Here is a 16,918-nt window from a genome sequence, read left to right on the forward strand (position 1 = left end):
GAGATTAGTATGAAGAGTGCAGTTTTGAAGGGAAAAGGTCAAACTTATTTCTTAGAAATTATTGACGGTAGTGATTTTTCAGAAGCTTTAATCCAGGTACAGGAGTTATTAAAGCAAATTCAAACGCAGACTCCCACGCAACAATCGCTAGATCTAACGGTCGATACTCAAACTCGGTGGTTAAATTTACAACAAAAAAAAGATTTAAAAGCGGTGATTGCGCAGTTTCCAGTATTTAAGTTACAGCAAATTATCAGTCAGGTGATTCCTAAAAGTGTTGTACAACAACATTTGCTTCAAGGACAATTGAAATTAGAAACGCGGATTATCCGTTCTGGACAAATTATGAATTACCCGGGAAATGTGTTGTTATTAGGTGACGTCCATGCAGGCGCACAAATTCGCGCTGCTGGTAGTGTTTTTGCAATCGGTTCTATTGAAGGAATTGTGTGTGCGGGTTATCCAAATAATGATACAGCTGTGGTCGTGGGTGATATGACGCATGCTAGTCAAGTTCGAATTTGTGATTTGATTCAAATTGTGTCGGATATTGATGATGCGAAGTTTGATGCGAAGTCTTTTTTCTATGTCAACGATTTGCATTCGTTAACAACAGCTTCACTTGATCAATTATTGAAGATTAGACCACAAATGGAAATTATTTTAAATTAGGGGGAGTTTGATGGGAACGTCAATTGTTGTCACTTCCGGTAAGGGCGGTGTCGGTAAAACTACAACTAGTGCTAATTTAAGTTTAGCTTTAGTACAAGCCGGTAAGCGAGTTTGCGCGGTAGATTTGGATGTTGGTTTGCGTAATCTTGATGCTATTTTAGGATTAAGTAATCGGATTATTTATGATTTGGATGACGTGTTGAATGATCGCGTTAACTTGATGCAGGCGTTGGTTCAACATCCCGATCATCCTCAAGATTTTTCGTTACTGGCTGCTTCACAAAATGTTGGACAGTCTAGTTTAAATATCTCCAAAATTAAAACTATTATTACTGAATTAAAACAAAATTTTGATTTTGTTATCTTGGATTGTCCTGCAGGAATTGAAACGGGTTTTAAAGCCGCGGTGGCGGTAGCTGATAGTGCAATTTTGGTCACGACCCCGGAGGTGGCAGCGGTTAGTGATGCTGATCGGGTGGTCGGTTTATTGGAGCAATCTAATTTAACTTACGGACTGCATTTAGTTATTAATCGAATTCGCTTACAGATGATTAAAAATGGTAAGTCTATGGATATTCAAAGTATCGTAAACCGCTTGTCAATTCCTTTAATTGGTGTTATCATCGACGATGATGAAGTAATCGCTACTTCTAATCAAGGTCAATCAATATTGCAGGAGAAGCTTGATAATCCAGCGGCCGTTGGTTATCAGAATTTGGCTCACCGGATTCTCGGTGATCAAATTCCATTAAATGAGATTAGTCTTAATCAAGAACAAGCAACTGCTAAAAAAGACGGTTTTTGGCGACGAGTATTTCATCATAATGAAAAATAAAATATTTAATTATGCGACAATGAACAAGATAGATATGTGCGCTAATTTAGAGAAGCTGTGGTTGGTGCAAACAGTTATTAGTGACAGCATAGAACACACTTGTGAGTCAAAAGGTTTAAAGCCCGTTCGGTTTAGCATCCGTTATTTTGTGCAGTTTATAACTGCCTAAGTTGTCAAATGTGAGTTTGGCAAAAAATGGGGTGGCACCGCGGAAAATTTCGTCCTCTTGAGTTTTTTAACTCAAGGGGATTTTTTAGTTGAAGGAGAAATTATGAAATATATTGGAGAAATTTTACCATCATTATTGAGTGGCACCAAAGTAACCGTGGAGTTATTCATTGGGACTTTAATCTGTTCGATTATTCTCGGAATTATTGTCGCTTTAGGGTTACGAAGTCGTTGGCATTTATTACGTTGGATTTTAGATGCTTACGTTTGGCTGATGCGGGGCACGCCATTATTGCTCCAATTAATCTTTATTTTTTATGGATTACCAACGATTGGCATTGTTTTTGAACGGATGACAGCCGCTTTCGTAGCTTTTATTTTAAATTATACAGCTTATTTTGCTGAAATTTTTCGTGGGGGGTTGCAGGCGGTTAGTCAAGATCAGCGTGAAGCAACAGCCTTATTAGGATTATCGTCATGGCAAAGTTTTCGCTTTGTGATCTTGCCACAAGTAGTCAAAATCGTCTTACCATCCATGGGTAATGAAGTTATTAACTTGATCAAAGATTCGTCATTAGTTTATGTATTAGGAATTGGTGATTTATTACGGGCAGGTAATGTGGCCACAGCGCGTGACGTCACGTTGGTCCCCTTAATTTTAGTTGGTATTATTTATTTAATTATGACAGGGGTTTTGACATTAATACAAAATTGGATTGAACGGAGATTTTCATACTATGAATAGACAACCGAAATTACAACTGAAACAAATTACTAAAACTTTTGGCGATAAATTAGTTTTAGACAATATTAACTTACAAGTATTGCCCGGACAAATACTATCAATTGTCGGTCCCAGTGGGGTTGGTAAAACCACGTTATTAAGAACTATTCTGGGATTGGAAAGTGTAGATCACGGCGAGTTCTTCTTGGACGGACAGCCGTTTACACCGCAAGATCATAGTCAAAATAACGTGGGGGTTGTCTTTCAAGATTATCGACTATTTCCTAATTTAAGTGTTTTGGATAATTTACTACTGGCCCCCATTCAAGTTCAAAAACGCTCGAAACAACAAGCTCTGCAAAAAGCTCAAGAGTTGTTAGATTTATTACAAATCGCACCGCAAGCTAAGCTTTATCCGTTTCAATTGTCCGGAGGTCAGAAACAACGAGTAGCAATTGCCCGAGCTTTAATTTTAGAACCCAAAATTTTATGTTACGATGAACCGACGAGCGCACTGGACGCACAGAATCGGCAACAAGTCACTAACTTATTACGCAAATTTCAGGCCGACCAAATGACGCAACTAGTTGTGACGCACGATCTAGATTTTGCTCGGCAAGTTTCTGATCAAACATTTGAGTTGAGGACAAGCAAATGAAAAAAATTTGTAAATATTTAATTTTATTGAGCTTGTTAGTATTTGTTGGCGGGTGTCAGCAAAACACGCACCGGATTGGTAGTAGTAATAATACATTAATTGTGGGCTTGGATGATTCTTATGTACCTATGGGATTTGTGAAAAAGTCGGGCCAATTAACTGGCTTTGACGTTGATCTGGCCAAATTAGTTGGCAAGACCATTCATCGAAAAATTATTTTTCAACCGATTGACTGGTCCATGAAAGAAACGGAATTACGCAACGGAACGATTGATTTAATCTGGAATGGTTATACTAAAACGCCGCAACGTGCTAAGAAAGTCGCCTTTTCACGGCCGTATTTAAAAGATGAACAAGTTATCGTTGTCAAAAAGGCTTCAGGGGTTCACCAAATTAAGCAATTAACGGGAAAAACTTTAGGAACCCAATCTGGCTCAGTGGGTTATTCCGATTTAATGCAGCAACCGCGTTTATTGAAGAATAAAATTAAAAATCAAACGCCGGTTTTGTATGATAATATCGAAAATGGTTTTTTGGATTTAAAAGCAGGACGAATTCAGGGCTTTTTATTTGATCGGGTGTTTGCTGAATACTATTTAGCCCATACTAAAAATGCACAGCAATTTCAAATTTTGGATACGCCGTTTCCCACTGAAAGTTTTGCAGTTGGGATGCGTAAACAAGATACGCAGACGCAGCATTTGATTAATTCAACATTGCGGAAATTAAAAACCAATGGTCAATTGAAAAAATTGAGCGAGAAATGGTTTCAACAAGATATTTCTGAGTAAACTTGTAGTAATATAAAAAAGGATGAAGTTTATACGACCTCATCCTTTTCTTCTGGTCAGTTTAGAAACCACCCATGACAGCAGGAATTACTACACCAGCGATGGTTACAATAATCATGGCCCAAACAAAAATCTGCGTAATTATAGTAAAAACACTTTTCTTTTTTTTCTTCAAAAAACTTCACCTGAAATCTTTCATATTGGAATTATCTTACTTGAATCTTCAGAAAAAAGCAACTATCACTAATCATGAACATATGTTCGAGCTATTAGCGATAGTTTTTTGACAAAAAAGACTAAATTAGAATATTTTTTACTGATTAGTGGTGCTAAAAGTGAGATTGTGGTAACATTCATACAGAGAAGTGGGACCAATATACCTACTTTTAATAGTAGTGAGTTATTTTTTTACAGATAATTTGTGACAAAATTATTTTTAATTAAATGATTGTTCGGTTTATCTTTAATGTAGAATCTTACTTTTATATTAATAATTATTTTTAGGTGGTATTATGTTCCAACATAAAACAGTGCTTTTAAATCCGACTGTCGATGCTTTACAAGTTCATGATGGTGGTGTTTATATTGATGCCACTTTTGGTCGTGGCGGTCACACACGTTATTTATTAAGTCAGGGTCATCATTTAACAGTGATTGCTTTTGATCGTGATCAAGAAGCTATTTTAGCAGGTCAAGCTTTACGTCAAACAACCAATGAAGAAACTGATAATCATTTAGAATTAGTGATGGCTAATTTTGCGGATTTAAAAGAGCAGCTAGCAGCGTTAGGTATTACGACGGTCGATGGGATCTTATATGATTTGGGGGTCTCTTCACCACAGTTTGACGATCCTCAACGTGGCTTTAGTTATCGCTACGATGCGCGATTAGATATGCGGATGGATCAAAGCCAAGAATTAGATGCTTATCAAATTGTTAATACTTATTCAGCTGCTCAGCTAGCAAACATTTTTCAACGTTACGGTGATGAACGTTTTGCTAAGCGTATTGCCCAGGCAATTACTCGCCAGCGTTTAAACCAACCAATCACAACGACCTTTGAATTAGTTGATTTAATTGAAGCTTGTTTGCCAGCGCCAGCACGGCGAAAAATGAAGAAGCATCCTGCTAAAAAAGTTTTTCAGGCTTTACGAATTGCGGTTAATGATGAGTTAGCATCGTTAGATCAATCTTTAGAAGCAGCGATTGATTTGTTAAAATTAAACGGTTTTCTGAGTGTCATTACTTTTCAATCATTAGAGGACAAAATTGTGAAACAGGTTTTTCGGCGTCACAGTGAAGTTAATGTTCCGCGCGATTTACCAGTTATTCCTCCAGAAATGCAACCAGAATTGAAAGTTATTACCAGAAAGCCGATTTTACCTAGTTCAACTGAAATTGAACAAAACCATCGCGCTCATAGTGCGCATTTACGAGTAGCTCAAAAGATTAAATAAACAAGATTAGGAATCGAGATAGTTGAATGGAACCCAATACTGTACGTCAATTAGACTCTTTAACTGAAACTAAAACTCAAACTAATAAAGTACAAACAGCTGTAGAATTAAACACTAAAAGTGTGCCTTTTTCCGGGTTTGAAAAAAGTTTGGTTTGTTTAATTGGCTTAATCGTAATTATCATGATGTATGGTTTGGTTCATTTACGAACACAGACAATTGTTCAGCAGCATCATGCCCAGGACCTGGCTGAACAAACCCAAAAAGTATTAAATTCGAACACAGATTTACATCAAGAAATTATTGAGTTAAGTAATTCAGGTCGACTGTTAAAGATTGCTCAAAAACACAATTTACAGTTACATTCTGATAATATTAGGAATATTTCTAAATGAGTCAAAAGTTTAATTCTAATAATGACAAAATCAATATCAGCAAGGCAAGACGTGATCGAAGAATTATCGGCCGATTCTTCCTTCTTGTCATTGCCTTATTTTTTATAGTTTGCTTGGTGCGGTTTAGTTACATCGCACTGAGTGGGCATGTCGGTAGTGTTGACTTAACACGGCGCACAGAGCAAAAATACCGCCATAAAAGAGTTCTATCATCTAAGCGGGGCAATATTTATGCGGATGATGGTTCTAAGATTGCTTATAGTGATCAATCGTACGAATTATTTGTTGTTTTGGATCATACATATAAAGGAGCTGGTGGTAAACCTCTATATGTTCAAAACAAAAAACATACGGCTCAGGTTTTGAGTCAGTATATTCCACTGAGTCAGAAAAAAATCTTACAAATCTTGCACCCCCAAAACCGGCATGTGTTTCAAGTGGAATTTGGTTTAGCGGGTCAAAAGATTAGTTTGAGTGTTAAAAAAGCAATTGAGAAACACCATCTCCCGGGGGTTTATTTTGATGCAGTACCGGATAGATCATATCCTAACGGCACTTTTGCGTCTAATACGATTGGTTTAGCACAAGTTGGTCGTCACGCTCAGCGCGCCAAAGATCAAGGCCTAATGGGATTAGAAAGTTTTTATGATAAGATTTTACAAGGTAAAAATGGCTATGAGGTTCGTTATACTGATCCTGAAGGTTATACACTGCCACAAACGCATAAGAAAACAGTGCTGCCAGTGCAAGGGGATAACGTCTATACGACGATTGATGTTAATTATCAACACTATTTAGAACAGTTACTGACCAAGGTTTATCAAGAATATCGGCCTCAATCCATGCAGGCTATTGTGACCGATCCTAAAACAGGACATATTTTAGCTATTTCACAGCGACCGACTTTTGATCCCCAAACTCAGAATAATCTGATGCATTCTTGGCGAAATATTAATTTACAAGATAGCTATGAGCCAGGATCAGTTTTTAAAGTTTTGACTTTGGCAGCTTCTATTAACTCACATCATTACAATCCTAATCAATATTATCGTTCCGGGGCAATCACTATTGGCGGACGAACTATCCATGATTGGAATACCAGTGGGTGGGGCGAGATCCCCTTTAATCAAGCTTTTCCACGTTCGAGTAATGTCGGAATGGTTGCTTTGGAGCAACAAATGGGTGCGAAAACTTGGCTAAAATATATGCATAAATTTAAAATTGGCCAGTTAACGCATATTAATTTGCCTGGTGAAGTAGCTGGTCAAATTAATTTTCAGCATGCTTCTGATCAAGCCATTACTGCTTTTGGTCAAAGTGTTTCGGTTACCGGCATGCAAATGGTGCAAGCTTTGGGCGCAATTGGTAATCATGGCAAAATGATGCAGCCCCAACTAGTTAGTCGCATTGAAAATCCCAATAACGGTTCTGTTCAAACGATTAAACCCAAACAAGTTGGACAGCCAGTGACGGACCAAACGACTAAACAGGTTCTAGCTGCAATGCGCGAAGTGGTCCAAGATAGTTACGGCACGGGAACAGTTTATAAAATTCCTGGTCAAGATGTTGCAGTTAAAACGGGGACAGCACAAATTTCGGGGACTAACGGCTATTTAACTGGCAGTAATGATTATCTATATTCGGTGGCTGGCTTAGCACCGGCCAAATCACCTAAGTATTTAGTTTATATTACGATGGAGAAACCGAGTGTGATGACTAAGGCTCCTGAACAAATGTTGTCTGAAGTCTTTAATCCGATGATGCAACGATTGTTAGGAACCGGTAAAATAGAAAATGTACAATCGGATAATACTGCAATTACGATGCCTGAATTATCCAATCAAAATTTAACTACGGTGCAACAAGCGCTGCAAAAGCAACAGTTAAAGGTTGGTATTGTCGGCACCGGTTCCAAGGTAGTACAACAGTTGCCGAGTGCTAAAGCAACTGTGACACCTGATCAACGTGTCATTTTGTTAACCAATGGCGCAATGACCATGCCTGATGTTCATGGTTGGTCGAAAAACGATTTATTAAAATTAGCCGATATTACTGGTAAAAAGATCGTGATTAAAGGTCAAGGTTATGCGGTGCGGCAAAGTGTGCCACCGCAGGCAGTGTTGAATAGTGTGAAGGAAGTAGTTATTCATCTGAAACAAAAATAAAGCGAGGATTGAGAAATGAATTTGGGTAAAATGATAATCCCATTAATTAGCAGTTTAATTTTGGTAGTAATTTTTATGCCACTATTTATCAAGGTGATGTTGTCTAATCGTGAAGGTCAACAAATCCGTGAAGAAGGGCCTAGTTGGCAAGAATATAAAGCCGGTACCCCGACAATGGGAGGCGTGATCTTTTTATTGGCGATGGTGCTGACTAATATTTGGGTTGGAACATGGTTGGAATTATTTACTAATTCCTTGATGCTGATTAGTTTAATTCTCCTACTGTTTGGCTTAATTGGTTTTTTAGATGATTTTATTAAATTAAAAAATCATCGTAATTTAGGTTTATTGGCTTGGCAAAAATCCTTATTACAGCTGTTATTTGCAATAGTTTTTTGCGGACTCTATCTTTACTATCAATTGCCAACAGATTTACAATTTTTTGGTTATATTTTTCATTCTCTGATTATTTATGTAATTTTTATGCTAGTTTGGTTGGTTGGCTTTTCTAATGCAGTTAATTTAACGGACGGTTTGGATGGCTTAGTAACTGGATTAACGATCATTGCTTATTTGACTTATGCTTATATTGCATACAAACAAACTAACTTTGATGTTGTTTTAGCTTGTTTAAGTGTTGTTGGCGCAATGATTGGCTTTATGATTTTTAACCATAAACCGGCTAAAATTTTTATGGGCGATGTTGGTTCCTTAGCTTTAGGTGCTGGCTTAGCAGCTGTTTCTTTGGTGTTAGGAATACCGTGGTCGTTATTGTGGATTGGAATTGTATTTGTTGTGGAAACGGCGAGTGTGATGATCCAAGTAGCTGTGTTTAAAACAACAGGGCATCGAGTGTTTAAGATGTCGCCAATTCATCATCATTTTGAAATGTTAGGCTGGTCAGAATGGAAAGTTGTGTTAGTTTTTTGGGCAGTTGGTCTATTGGCAGCATTAAGTTATATAATCATATTTGTGAGTTAAGGAGGACTTAATGAAAGAGATTAATGATTATCAAGGTCAAAAAGTGCTAATTTTGGGTTTGGCCAAAAGTGGTTTTAATGCAGCATTATTACTAAACAAATTAGGTGCAACTTTAACTATTAATGATCAACAAGACAGTTCGGAAGCCCAACAATTACGGGATCGGGGACTGAAAGTGCTTACGGGTAGTAATCCAGTTTCATTACTTGAGCAGGATTTTGATTTGATCGTTAAAAATCCGGGTGTTTCGTATGAATTACCTTTAGTCAAAGCGGCAATGGAACGCAATATTCCTATTATTACAGAACCGGAACTGGCTTACGAAGTATCGTCAGCACCTTTTGTGGGAGTAACTGGAACTAATGGTAAAACCACAACGACGACTTTAATTCAGTTAATTTTAGACCAAGAACGGGCAGCGGGACACGCTTATAAAGCAGGTAATATTGGCATCCCTGTCTCGCAGGTGGTGCAACAAGCAACTCCTGTTGATGATATTGTAGTTGAATTGTCCAGTTTTCAATTATTAGGCACTACCAAGTTACGTCCGAAGATTGCGGTACTAAACAATATTTATGAAGCACATTTGGATTACCATAAAACGCGAGAGAATTATGTGCGGGCCAAAATGAAAATTACACAAAATCAAACTGCAGCCGATTACTTTGTGGTGAATTTTGATCAAGAAGAGTGGCGAACTTTAAGCCAGCAAACCCAAGCACAGGTAGTGCCTTTTTCACGGTTGGACGTTAGTGAACAAGGAGCTTATCAAAAAGGGCAGACACTCTATTTCCGGCAAGAAGCAATCATTGATGTTGATCAAATTGTTCTACCCGGACAACATAACATTGAAAATTGTTTAGCAGCGATTGCTGTGGCTAAGTTAATGGGTAAATCGAATCAAGCTATTAAACAAGTTTTAACTACTTTTCAAGGGGTTAAGCATCGGATTCAGTTTGTTAAACAATTACATGGTCGTAAAATTTATAATGATTCTAAAGCAACTAATATTGAAGCAACCATTGTGGCATTGCAAGCTTTTAAGCAACCATTAGTTTTAATTGCCGGTGGATTAGATCGCGGTTTTGAATTTGATGACTTAGTTGAACAATTACGTCATGTCAAAGCCATTGTGTTATACGGTCAGACGAAATATTTAATGCAAAAGGCCGCACAAAAGGCGGGAGTCGCAACTATTAAACTAGTTGATAATTTAGATGAAGCGGTACCTTTAGCTTATCAATTAACGGCACCAGGGGATGTTTTGTTATTATCACCGGCAGCTGCTAGTTGGGATCAATTTGCAACTTTTGAACAACGGGGCGATCAATTTATCAGTGATGTTGAAAAACTGAATTAGGATGGTTAATTATGAGAATAATTGTATCTGGTGGCGGAACTGGTGGACATATTTATCCAGCTTTAGCTTTAATTAAGCGATTGAAAGAACGACATTTAGTGAGCGAAGTTTTGTACGTCGGCACTGAGGCAGGCTTAGAGCAAAAAATTATTACGCAAGAAAACATTCCGTTTCAAACTTTGCGTCTGCAAGGTTTCAAGCGTAAATTGTCCTGGCAGAATGTTCAAACTTTATGGCTATTTGCTAAAAGTATTCAGCAAGCTAAAAAAATTGTTACTGATTTTCAACCAGATATTGTAGTAGGGACTGGGGGCTACGTTTCTAGTGCAATTGTGTTAGCCGCCCACTTAAAAAAAATTCCGACGGTCATCCATGAACAAAATTCAGTGGCTGGTCTAACTAATAAATTTTTGGGGCATTTTGTGGATCGGATTGCGTATGCTTTTAAGGATGTGGTAGGACAATTTAAGGAAAAATCTAAATTAGTATTTACGGGTAATCCTCGGGCACAAGAAGTAGCTAAGTTGCAACCTAATCAACGCTTACAAGAATTTGGTTTGGATCCAAAACAACCTACTGTTATGATTTTTGGTGGTAGTCGTGGGGCTCGTCCAATCAATGAAGCAGTAGTTGCTAGCTGGGATTATTTCAGTCAAGCAGCATTTCAAGTTTTATTTGTAACTGGTCAAGTACATTATGATAAGGTACGTTCGCAGTTGCCACAGCAACTGGCCGCCAATGTGCAAGTAGTTGCTTATATTGATGATATGCCAGCTATTTTACCTGATTTAGCGTTGATCGTTGGGCGCAGTGGTGCGACCTCCATTGCTGAATTAACAGCTTTAGGAATTCCAGCGATTTTTATTCCTAGTCCTTATGTCACTAACGATCACCAAACTAAGAATGCCCAATCATTGGTCAAAGAGCATGCTGCTTTGTTGTTACCTGAATCAGAATTGACCGCTTTCAGTTTGGAACAATTGTTGACTAAAACAGTAAATGATTCTCAACTATTACACCAAATGTCCATGCATGCCCGCCAATTGGGGGTAGCTGATGCTAGTGATCGGTTAATTCAGGTCTTATTAGACTTGATTACTACTGAGAAGTAGATTGATGAAAAAAAATAAGTCCAATGAATTATTACAATTTAAAAATCAATATCATCGCTCACAATCGGAAGCCACTAAGTCGCAGACTTATCACCAGCGGTTGCGCAAAATATTACCCGGCAGTTTAATTATGCTAGGCTTAGTTAGCTTAATCTTAATGATTGGCTATTTATTTTCGCCGTTGGGTCATGTCCAAAAAATTTCAGTTGTGGGAGTTAACTATTTAGGTGCGCAACAAGTAATTGATGCCTCCAGAATTGATAAAAATACGTTAGTGCTGCAGACATTAGTTGAACGTTCCAAAATTGAAAAGCAGATTAAAACCAAAGTGCCTTTAATTAAAAAAATCAGTTATCATTATCAACAATTTAATCAATTAACTTTTACAGTTCAGGAATATCAAACCGTCGGTTTTATTACAAAAAAGCAAGGCTATTATCGTGTTTTGGAGAACCAGCAATTAGTTAATCAAAAGTTGAAACAACCCATTGGTAATTTTCCTGTTTACCAAAACTTGAATACTAAAGTTACGTTAAACCAAGTGGTTAAATTATACCTGTCTTGCTCGCCCAGTTTACGGAGTGATATTTCAGAAATTCACGGTAGTAAAAATACGAAGGAACATCCCTATCGGGTCAACTTATATATGAATGATGGTAATTTGGTCGTAGGGGATATTCGCACTTTAGCTGCTAAACTCAAATATTATCCTGCTATTTCGAAAACTATGTCTAAAAATGGTGTTATTAATTTGGAAGTGGGGGCTTATTCAAAACCTTTTGGTACAGCAGGTCTGAAGGTGGAATAGTTCTAAAAACTTTGGTATCATTAATTTAATAGGTTTATCCATTAGTAAATCTGAAAATGTTGTAGGAGGATCATAGAATGGATGATTCACGAATCATTGTTAGTTTAGACATTGGAACCACGTCAATGAAAGTAGTGGTGGCCAATGTTACAAACTCACAAGCTAATATTATTGGCGTGGGAAGTGCCCATTCGCAAGGAATGAATCGCGGAACGATAGTGGACATTGATCAAGCAGCAATAGCGATTGGTGAAGCCGTAAAAAAAGCTGCCTCGCAATCTAATACTGAAATCAGCGATGTAGTGGTTGGTCTTCCTGCTAATGGTTTACAAATATTTAAAGCACATAGCATGATTGCTTTAAATGAACCCTCTAAAGAGATTACTGCTGCTGATGTGCAAAAAGTAATTACAGCTTCCATGGTCCAAACTTTGACCCCTGAATTAGAATTTGTGGCGCTGTTACCAGATAATTTTTGTGTAGATGGTTTTAAAAATATTAAGGATCCGCGCGGCATGATTGGTAGTCGCTTAGAGTTTAATGGCATTTTATATGCGTTACCGAAATCTATCATTCATAATATGCAGCGTGCAATTCAAAAAGCAGGTTTAAATATTATTTATGAAGTTTTAGCGCCTTTGGCTTTGAGTAAGGTAGCTTTAGATAAAGGTGAGCGTAACTTCGGTGCAGTAATTATTGATTTAGGTGGTGGTCAAACTTCGGCCTCCATTATTCATGATAATAAATTGAAATTTACAGCGATTGATCCAGAAGGCGGTAATTTGGTAGCTCACGATATTTCTGTGGTTTTAAATACAACGTTGGACAATGCTGAAAAGTTACAACATTATTATGGTAATGCTGATGTGGGAGCAGAAATGGCAGAAGAAACCATCCCCGTGGAAGTCGTTGGTCAAGATCAACCGCAAAACATCTCCAGTCAGTACTTAGCTTCGATTATTGCTGCACGGATGCAACAAATTTTTCAACGGTTGCAGCAAGGATTAACTAGTATTCACGCTCAAGATTTACCAGGTGGAGTCATTTTGACGGGTGGTTTGGCTGAAATGGCGGGAGTCAATACTTTAGCACAGCAAATTTTAAAAATGAAAACTAAAACATTTATTCCGGAACAAATGGGATTACGGCATCCGGCTTTTACTGAAGGGCTAGGTTTGGTATTATATGCACAAGGGTTAAATGATTTGGATTTGATTGCTTATAATGTTGTTCATACTTCTAAAGGTATGACAGCAGTTAAAGCAGATACAAATCGTCCTGATTCTTTAGACAATATTAAAACAACGCCAGTCAAAGAAAAATCGCATAAATCAAGAACAACTAGTGAAAAAATTAAAAACTTTTGGAGTCGTTTTTTTGATTAAAAAAGCGTGAGGCAGATCAGGAGGAATTTGTTAGAATGGACAGTTCAATGGACAGGAAAGAAAAAAATTCGGCAGTAATTAAAGTCATTGGTGTTGGTGGTGCCGGTGGTAATGCTGTTAATCGAATGGTTGAAGAAAATATCAAGGGCGTTGATTTTATTGCAGCTAATACTGACATGCAAGCTTTAGATCTTTCACAAGCTAATACTAGATTGCAATTAGGACCTAAGTTAACACGAGGATTAGGAGCAGGTTCTGATCCCGATATTGGTCAAAAAGCCGCAGAAGAAAGTGAAGATGTGATTTCTGATTTATTAAAAGAATCAGATATGATTTTTATTACTGCTGGCATGGGTGGCGGCACTGGTACGGGTGCCGCCCCAGTGATTGCCCGGGTGGCTAAAGATTCCGGAGCTTTGACGGTTGGTGTTGTTACCAGACCATTTATGTTTGAAGGACCCAAACGTGCGAAGTTTGCTGATCAAGGTATTGAGGAATTAAAGCAACATGTTGATACCTTGGTGATTATTGCTAATAATCGTTTATTAGAGATAGTTGATAAAAAGACGCCGATGAATGAAGCATTACATGTTGCGGATGATGTTTTAAGACAAGGTGTTCAAGGTATTTCAGATTTGATTACTTCGCCCGGTTTTGTGAACTTGGATTTTGCAGATGTCAAAACAGTTATGTCTAATCAAGGCTCAGCCTTAATGGGTATCGGTACAGGCAATGGTGAAAACCGGATTGTGGATGCTACTAAAAAAGCTATTTCTTCACCATTATTGGAAGTATCGATTGATGGCGCACAGCAAGTTTTATTAAATATTACTGGTGGTCCTGATTTATCATTATTTGAGGCGCAAGAAGCAGCAAGTATTGTTTCTGAAGCGGCTACAGAAGACGTTAATATTATTTTTGGAACTTCTATTAATGACAGTTTGGGCGATGAAGTCAAGGTTACGGTGATCGCAACGGGAATTGATGATGAACACCAAAGTTCTAAAAATGCAGCTGTAACTAAAAAGCCGACGCCAACGACTGCAACAGAAGATAATGCAGATCAACAATTGGATGCTTGGGGAGTTGGTAGTGATAATTCTAATCAAAATCATAGTTCAAAGTCTGGAACGAATGACTTTGATATTTTCCGACAATCCAATGTATTAAATGATACGGATAATGAAGACGATGATTCCATGCCTCCTTTTTTAAGACACAATCCTAAGAACTAAGGAGAGATATTAAAATGGCCTTTGAAAAATTAGCTAGTTTTTTTGGTTTAGATGATGATTCTGAGATTCCAACTCAAAAAGAACCAGCAGAACAATCATCTAAAAATAATAATATTGTGGCGTTAAATGCCAACAAAGTAGCCAAACAAAGTGAAATTCAAATTGCACGGCCACTTTCTTATCCGGATGCTAAAAAAATCACGCAAGAATTGTTAAATCAAAATGCCGTTATTGTTAATTTTCAACAAGTCAATGATGAGCAAATGCGGCGAATTGCTGATTTTTTAACGGGTGCGGTTTATGCCTTAAAGGGTGATATTCGTCAGATTGATGAGCGGGTATTTTTATATACACCTTTGAATTTTCAGATTGATAATATAACGATGGATTTTAATGATTAAGTTGAGGTTAAGTTAACGTGGCCAATTTAATGTCTGGTCTGCCAGTTGTTTTAGTAAATTTGTTAGATCTTTATGAATGGTTGATTGTGATTTGGGCTTTGTTAACTTGGTTGCCCGGAGCTGCCCAATCAAAATTAGGCTTATGGCTGAGAAAATTAGTGGAGCCTTTTTTAGGTATTTTTGATCGGATTATTCCACCGATCTTTGGCCTTAGTTTTTCACCAATTTGGGCTTTTTTAGTCATTGGTTTAGTTAAGCAATTAATAGTACGGTTGTTTTAATGGATTTTAATTCGCAGAATAAGGCAATTTTATTTAAATTACAATCGCTCATGCAAACGGCCATGACAACCTATCAATCACAATTGAGTCCGTTTTTGAATCCTTATGAGCAGCGCTTGGCAAATCAATTATTGACGCAATTTACAGAATTAACTCCATATTGGTCCGGTGGTTTTCAAAGTGCCCAACGGAGAAGATTACTGGTAGTACCGCCTTATATTCCTTTTCAGTCCACGGATTTACAGTTACAATTATTTCAAATTAATTTTAATCATAAATTTATTGATTTACAGCACCACCAAATTTTAGGTAAGCTGCTTAATCTGGGGTTAGACCGGAACAATTTTGGCGATATCATTACTGATGGGACTAATTGGCAATTTGTTTCTGAGACAAATCTTACTGACTTATTAGTCAATGAGGTACACCAAATCGGTAAAAATACGGTTGGGCTGCAGCCAATATCTTGGCAACAGCTATTATTAATTAAAAATGACTATACAATGTTAACTCTGAATGTCCATTCCATGCGCTTAGATCAAATTCTCAGTACGGGTTTTAAACTGAGTCGTCAGAAGGCAAAAGAATTAGTGCAGCGTGGTTTAGTATCCATTAATTGGCAGCATGAAAAACGCAGTGACTATCTTTTGACAATTGGTGATACAATTAGTGTGCGTGGTAAGGGACAATTGAGTATTGTTGATTTATTGGGACAAAATAAGGATTATTGGCAATTGTACGTTCAGCTTTATCAGCATTAAGTTAATTAAAACCAAGGAGGCTCTTTAGTATGACTTTAACTCCCCATGATATTCAAACTCAGGAATTTAAAACACAGTTGCGTGGTTATGATAAAAATGAGGTTGATCATTTTCTGGAACAGATTATCCAAGATTATAGTGAGGAACTTAAGACCAATCATCGTTTAGAGTATGATCTCAAGGATTCCAAGGCTCAAATTGCTTATTTTAATGATTTACAAAATACAGTTAATGAGTCCATTATTATTGCCCAAAATGCTGCTGATCAGGTTAAAAAACAAGCTGATGAACAAGCTCAAACAGTAATTGCCCAAGCGCGAACTAACACTGAAAATATGGTTGATCAAGCAATTCAACAAAGCCGCCAAATTATTCAAGACGCCCAAACTCAGGCGCAAAATTTAGTCACACAAACGCAGACTTTGCAAAAGCAAATGGCTGAAAGTTACCAAGCTTTACAACAAGTTGTAGATGAGCAACAGCATTTATTAAGTTCGCAGTCTTGGCAAGGATTGTTAACTGCGGATGATAATCAAACGTTAGTTGATAATATTCATACAACTGTACAGAATTACTTAAACAAATTGGATCAAGTAGCGGCAGAGATTAAAAATGACGACTATGATGATTTGGTTCCAAAGAAAGATTCGACAAAAGTAGTTGACAAAGCAAATAATAATGTTGATAATCAATAATAAATATTACAAAAGATTCAAGTAACTTCTGATC

Annotated in this window: 19 protein-coding genes; 18 read left to right on the forward strand and 1 reads right to left on the reverse strand. The window is 37.4% G+C overall.

Annotated elements, in window-relative coordinates; translation table 11 throughout:
• Nucleotides 1-9: 9 nt before the first annotated feature.
• From AC3B6D_RS07260 to AC3B6D_RS07280, 5 genes are all read left to right on the forward strand, one after another.
• Complete coding sequence (locus AC3B6D_RS07260; protein WP_489757811.1) at nucleotides 10-672, forward strand: septum site-determining protein MinC; 663 nt, start codon at nucleotides 10-12, stop codon at nucleotides 670-672.
• 10 nt (nucleotides 673-682) lie between these two features.
• On the forward strand, nucleotides 683-1,507 hold the full coding sequence (gene minD, locus AC3B6D_RS07265) for a septum site-determining protein MinD (protein WP_489757812.1): 825 nt from the start codon (nucleotides 683-685) through the stop codon (nucleotides 1,505-1,507).
• A 271-nt stretch (nucleotides 1,508-1,778) separates the two neighbouring features.
• Complete coding sequence (locus tag AC3B6D_RS07270; protein WP_489757813.1) at nucleotides 1,779-2,420, forward strand: amino acid ABC transporter permease; 642 nt, start codon at nucleotides 1,779-1,781, stop codon at nucleotides 2,418-2,420.
• A complete protein-coding gene (locus tag AC3B6D_RS07275; protein WP_489775277.1) occupies nucleotides 2,413-3,057 on the forward strand; it encodes an amino acid ABC transporter ATP-binding protein in 645 nt (214 codons plus the stop codon). Before AC3B6D_RS07270 ends, AC3B6D_RS07275 begins: the two co-directional genes overlap by 8 nt.
• Entirely contained in the window at nucleotides 3,054-3,848 is a 795-nt protein-coding gene (locus AC3B6D_RS07280; protein WP_489757815.1) for an amino acid ABC transporter substrate-binding protein, read from the forward strand. The genes AC3B6D_RS07275 and AC3B6D_RS07280 overlap by 4 nt, the downstream gene beginning before the upstream one ends.
• A gap of 61 nt (nucleotides 3,849-3,909) precedes the next feature.
• Here the strand turns inward: AC3B6D_RS07280 and AC3B6D_RS07285 are convergent, their stop codons facing one another.
• On the reverse strand, nucleotides 3,910-4,023 hold the full coding sequence (locus AC3B6D_RS07285) for a DUF4044 domain-containing protein (protein WP_489757816.1): 114 nt from the start codon (nucleotides 4,021-4,023) through the stop codon (nucleotides 3,910-3,912).
• Nucleotides 4,024-4,357: 334 nt separating this feature from the next.
• On the opposite strand from AC3B6D_RS07285, the gene rsmH reads away from it, so the two are divergent.
• The 13 genes from rsmH to AC3B6D_RS07350 all read left to right on the forward strand — a co-directional run bounded on the left by rsmH (nucleotide 4,358) and on the right by AC3B6D_RS07350 (nucleotide 16,884).
• Complete coding sequence (gene rsmH / locus AC3B6D_RS07290; RefSeq protein WP_489758053.1) at nucleotides 4,358-5,305, forward strand: 16S rRNA (cytosine(1402)-N(4))-methyltransferase RsmH; 948 nt, start codon at nucleotides 4,358-4,360, stop codon at nucleotides 5,303-5,305.
• 26 nt (nucleotides 5,306-5,331) lie between these two features.
• Nucleotides 5,332-5,700, forward strand: a complete 369-nt coding sequence (ftsL, locus tag AC3B6D_RS07295) for a cell division protein FtsL (protein ID WP_489757817.1) — start codon at nucleotides 5,332-5,334, stop codon at nucleotides 5,698-5,700.
• The gene (locus AC3B6D_RS07300) at nucleotides 5,697-7,865 is read left to right on the forward strand and encodes a penicillin-binding transpeptidase domain-containing protein (RefSeq protein ID WP_489775278.1); all 2,169 of its coding nucleotides are present in this window, start codon (nucleotides 5,697-5,699) and stop codon (nucleotides 7,863-7,865) included. The genes ftsL and AC3B6D_RS07300 overlap by 4 nt, the downstream gene beginning before the upstream one ends.
• A gap of 15 nt (nucleotides 7,866-7,880) precedes the next feature.
• Nucleotides 7,881-8,846 (forward strand): phospho-N-acetylmuramoyl-pentapeptide-transferase, encoded by a 966-nt coding sequence (gene mraY, locus AC3B6D_RS07305; protein ID WP_489775279.1) that lies wholly within the window; start codon nucleotides 7,881-7,883, stop codon nucleotides 8,844-8,846.
• Nucleotides 8,847-8,856: 10 nt separating this feature from the next.
• Entirely contained in the window at nucleotides 8,857-10,206 is a 1,350-nt protein-coding gene (murD, locus tag AC3B6D_RS07310) for a UDP-N-acetylmuramoyl-L-alanine--D-glutamate ligase (RefSeq protein WP_489775280.1), read from the forward strand.
• 11 nt (nucleotides 10,207-10,217) lie between these two features.
• Entirely contained in the window at nucleotides 10,218-11,318 is a 1,101-nt protein-coding gene (gene murG, locus AC3B6D_RS07315) for an undecaprenyldiphospho-muramoylpentapeptide beta-N-acetylglucosaminyltransferase (RefSeq protein WP_489757821.1), read from the forward strand.
• 4 nt (nucleotides 11,319-11,322) lie between these two features.
• Nucleotides 11,323-12,126 carry a cell division protein FtsQ/DivIB gene (locus tag AC3B6D_RS07320; RefSeq protein WP_489775281.1) on the forward strand — a complete coding sequence of 268 codons (804 nt, stop codon included), beginning with the start codon at nucleotides 11,323-11,325 and terminating at the stop codon, nucleotides 12,124-12,126.
• 77 nt (nucleotides 12,127-12,203) lie between these two features.
• Nucleotides 12,204-13,511, forward strand: coding sequence for a cell division protein FtsA (gene ftsA, locus AC3B6D_RS07325; protein ID WP_489757823.1), 1,308 nt, complete (start codon nucleotides 12,204-12,206; stop codon nucleotides 13,509-13,511).
• 35 nt (nucleotides 13,512-13,546) lie between these two features.
• Entirely contained in the window at nucleotides 13,547-14,746 is a 1,200-nt protein-coding gene (ftsZ, locus tag AC3B6D_RS07330; RefSeq protein ID WP_489757824.1) for a cell division protein FtsZ, read from the forward strand.
• Between the two features lie 14 nt (nucleotides 14,747-14,760).
• Nucleotides 14,761-15,147: a cell division protein SepF gene (locus AC3B6D_RS07335; protein ID WP_489757825.1), complete on the forward strand. Its 387-nt coding sequence runs from the start codon at nucleotides 14,761-14,763 to the stop codon at nucleotides 15,145-15,147.
• 17 nt (nucleotides 15,148-15,164) lie between these two features.
• Nucleotides 15,165-15,428, forward strand: coding sequence for a YggT family protein (locus AC3B6D_RS07340; protein ID WP_489757826.1), 264 nt, complete (start codon nucleotides 15,165-15,167; stop codon nucleotides 15,426-15,428).
• Nucleotides 15,428-16,189, forward strand: coding sequence for a YlmH family RNA-binding protein (locus AC3B6D_RS07345; protein WP_489757827.1), 762 nt, complete (start codon nucleotides 15,428-15,430; stop codon nucleotides 16,187-16,189). The genes AC3B6D_RS07340 and AC3B6D_RS07345 overlap by 1 nt, the downstream gene beginning before the upstream one ends.
• A gap of 29 nt (nucleotides 16,190-16,218) precedes the next feature.
• On the forward strand, nucleotides 16,219-16,884 hold the full coding sequence (locus tag AC3B6D_RS07350; protein WP_489757828.1) for a DivIVA domain-containing protein: 666 nt from the start codon (nucleotides 16,219-16,221) through the stop codon (nucleotides 16,882-16,884).
• The last annotated feature ends 34 nt before the right edge of the window (nucleotides 16,885-16,918 follow it).

The organism is Bombilactobacillus sp. ESL1097 (assembly GCF_058107205.1).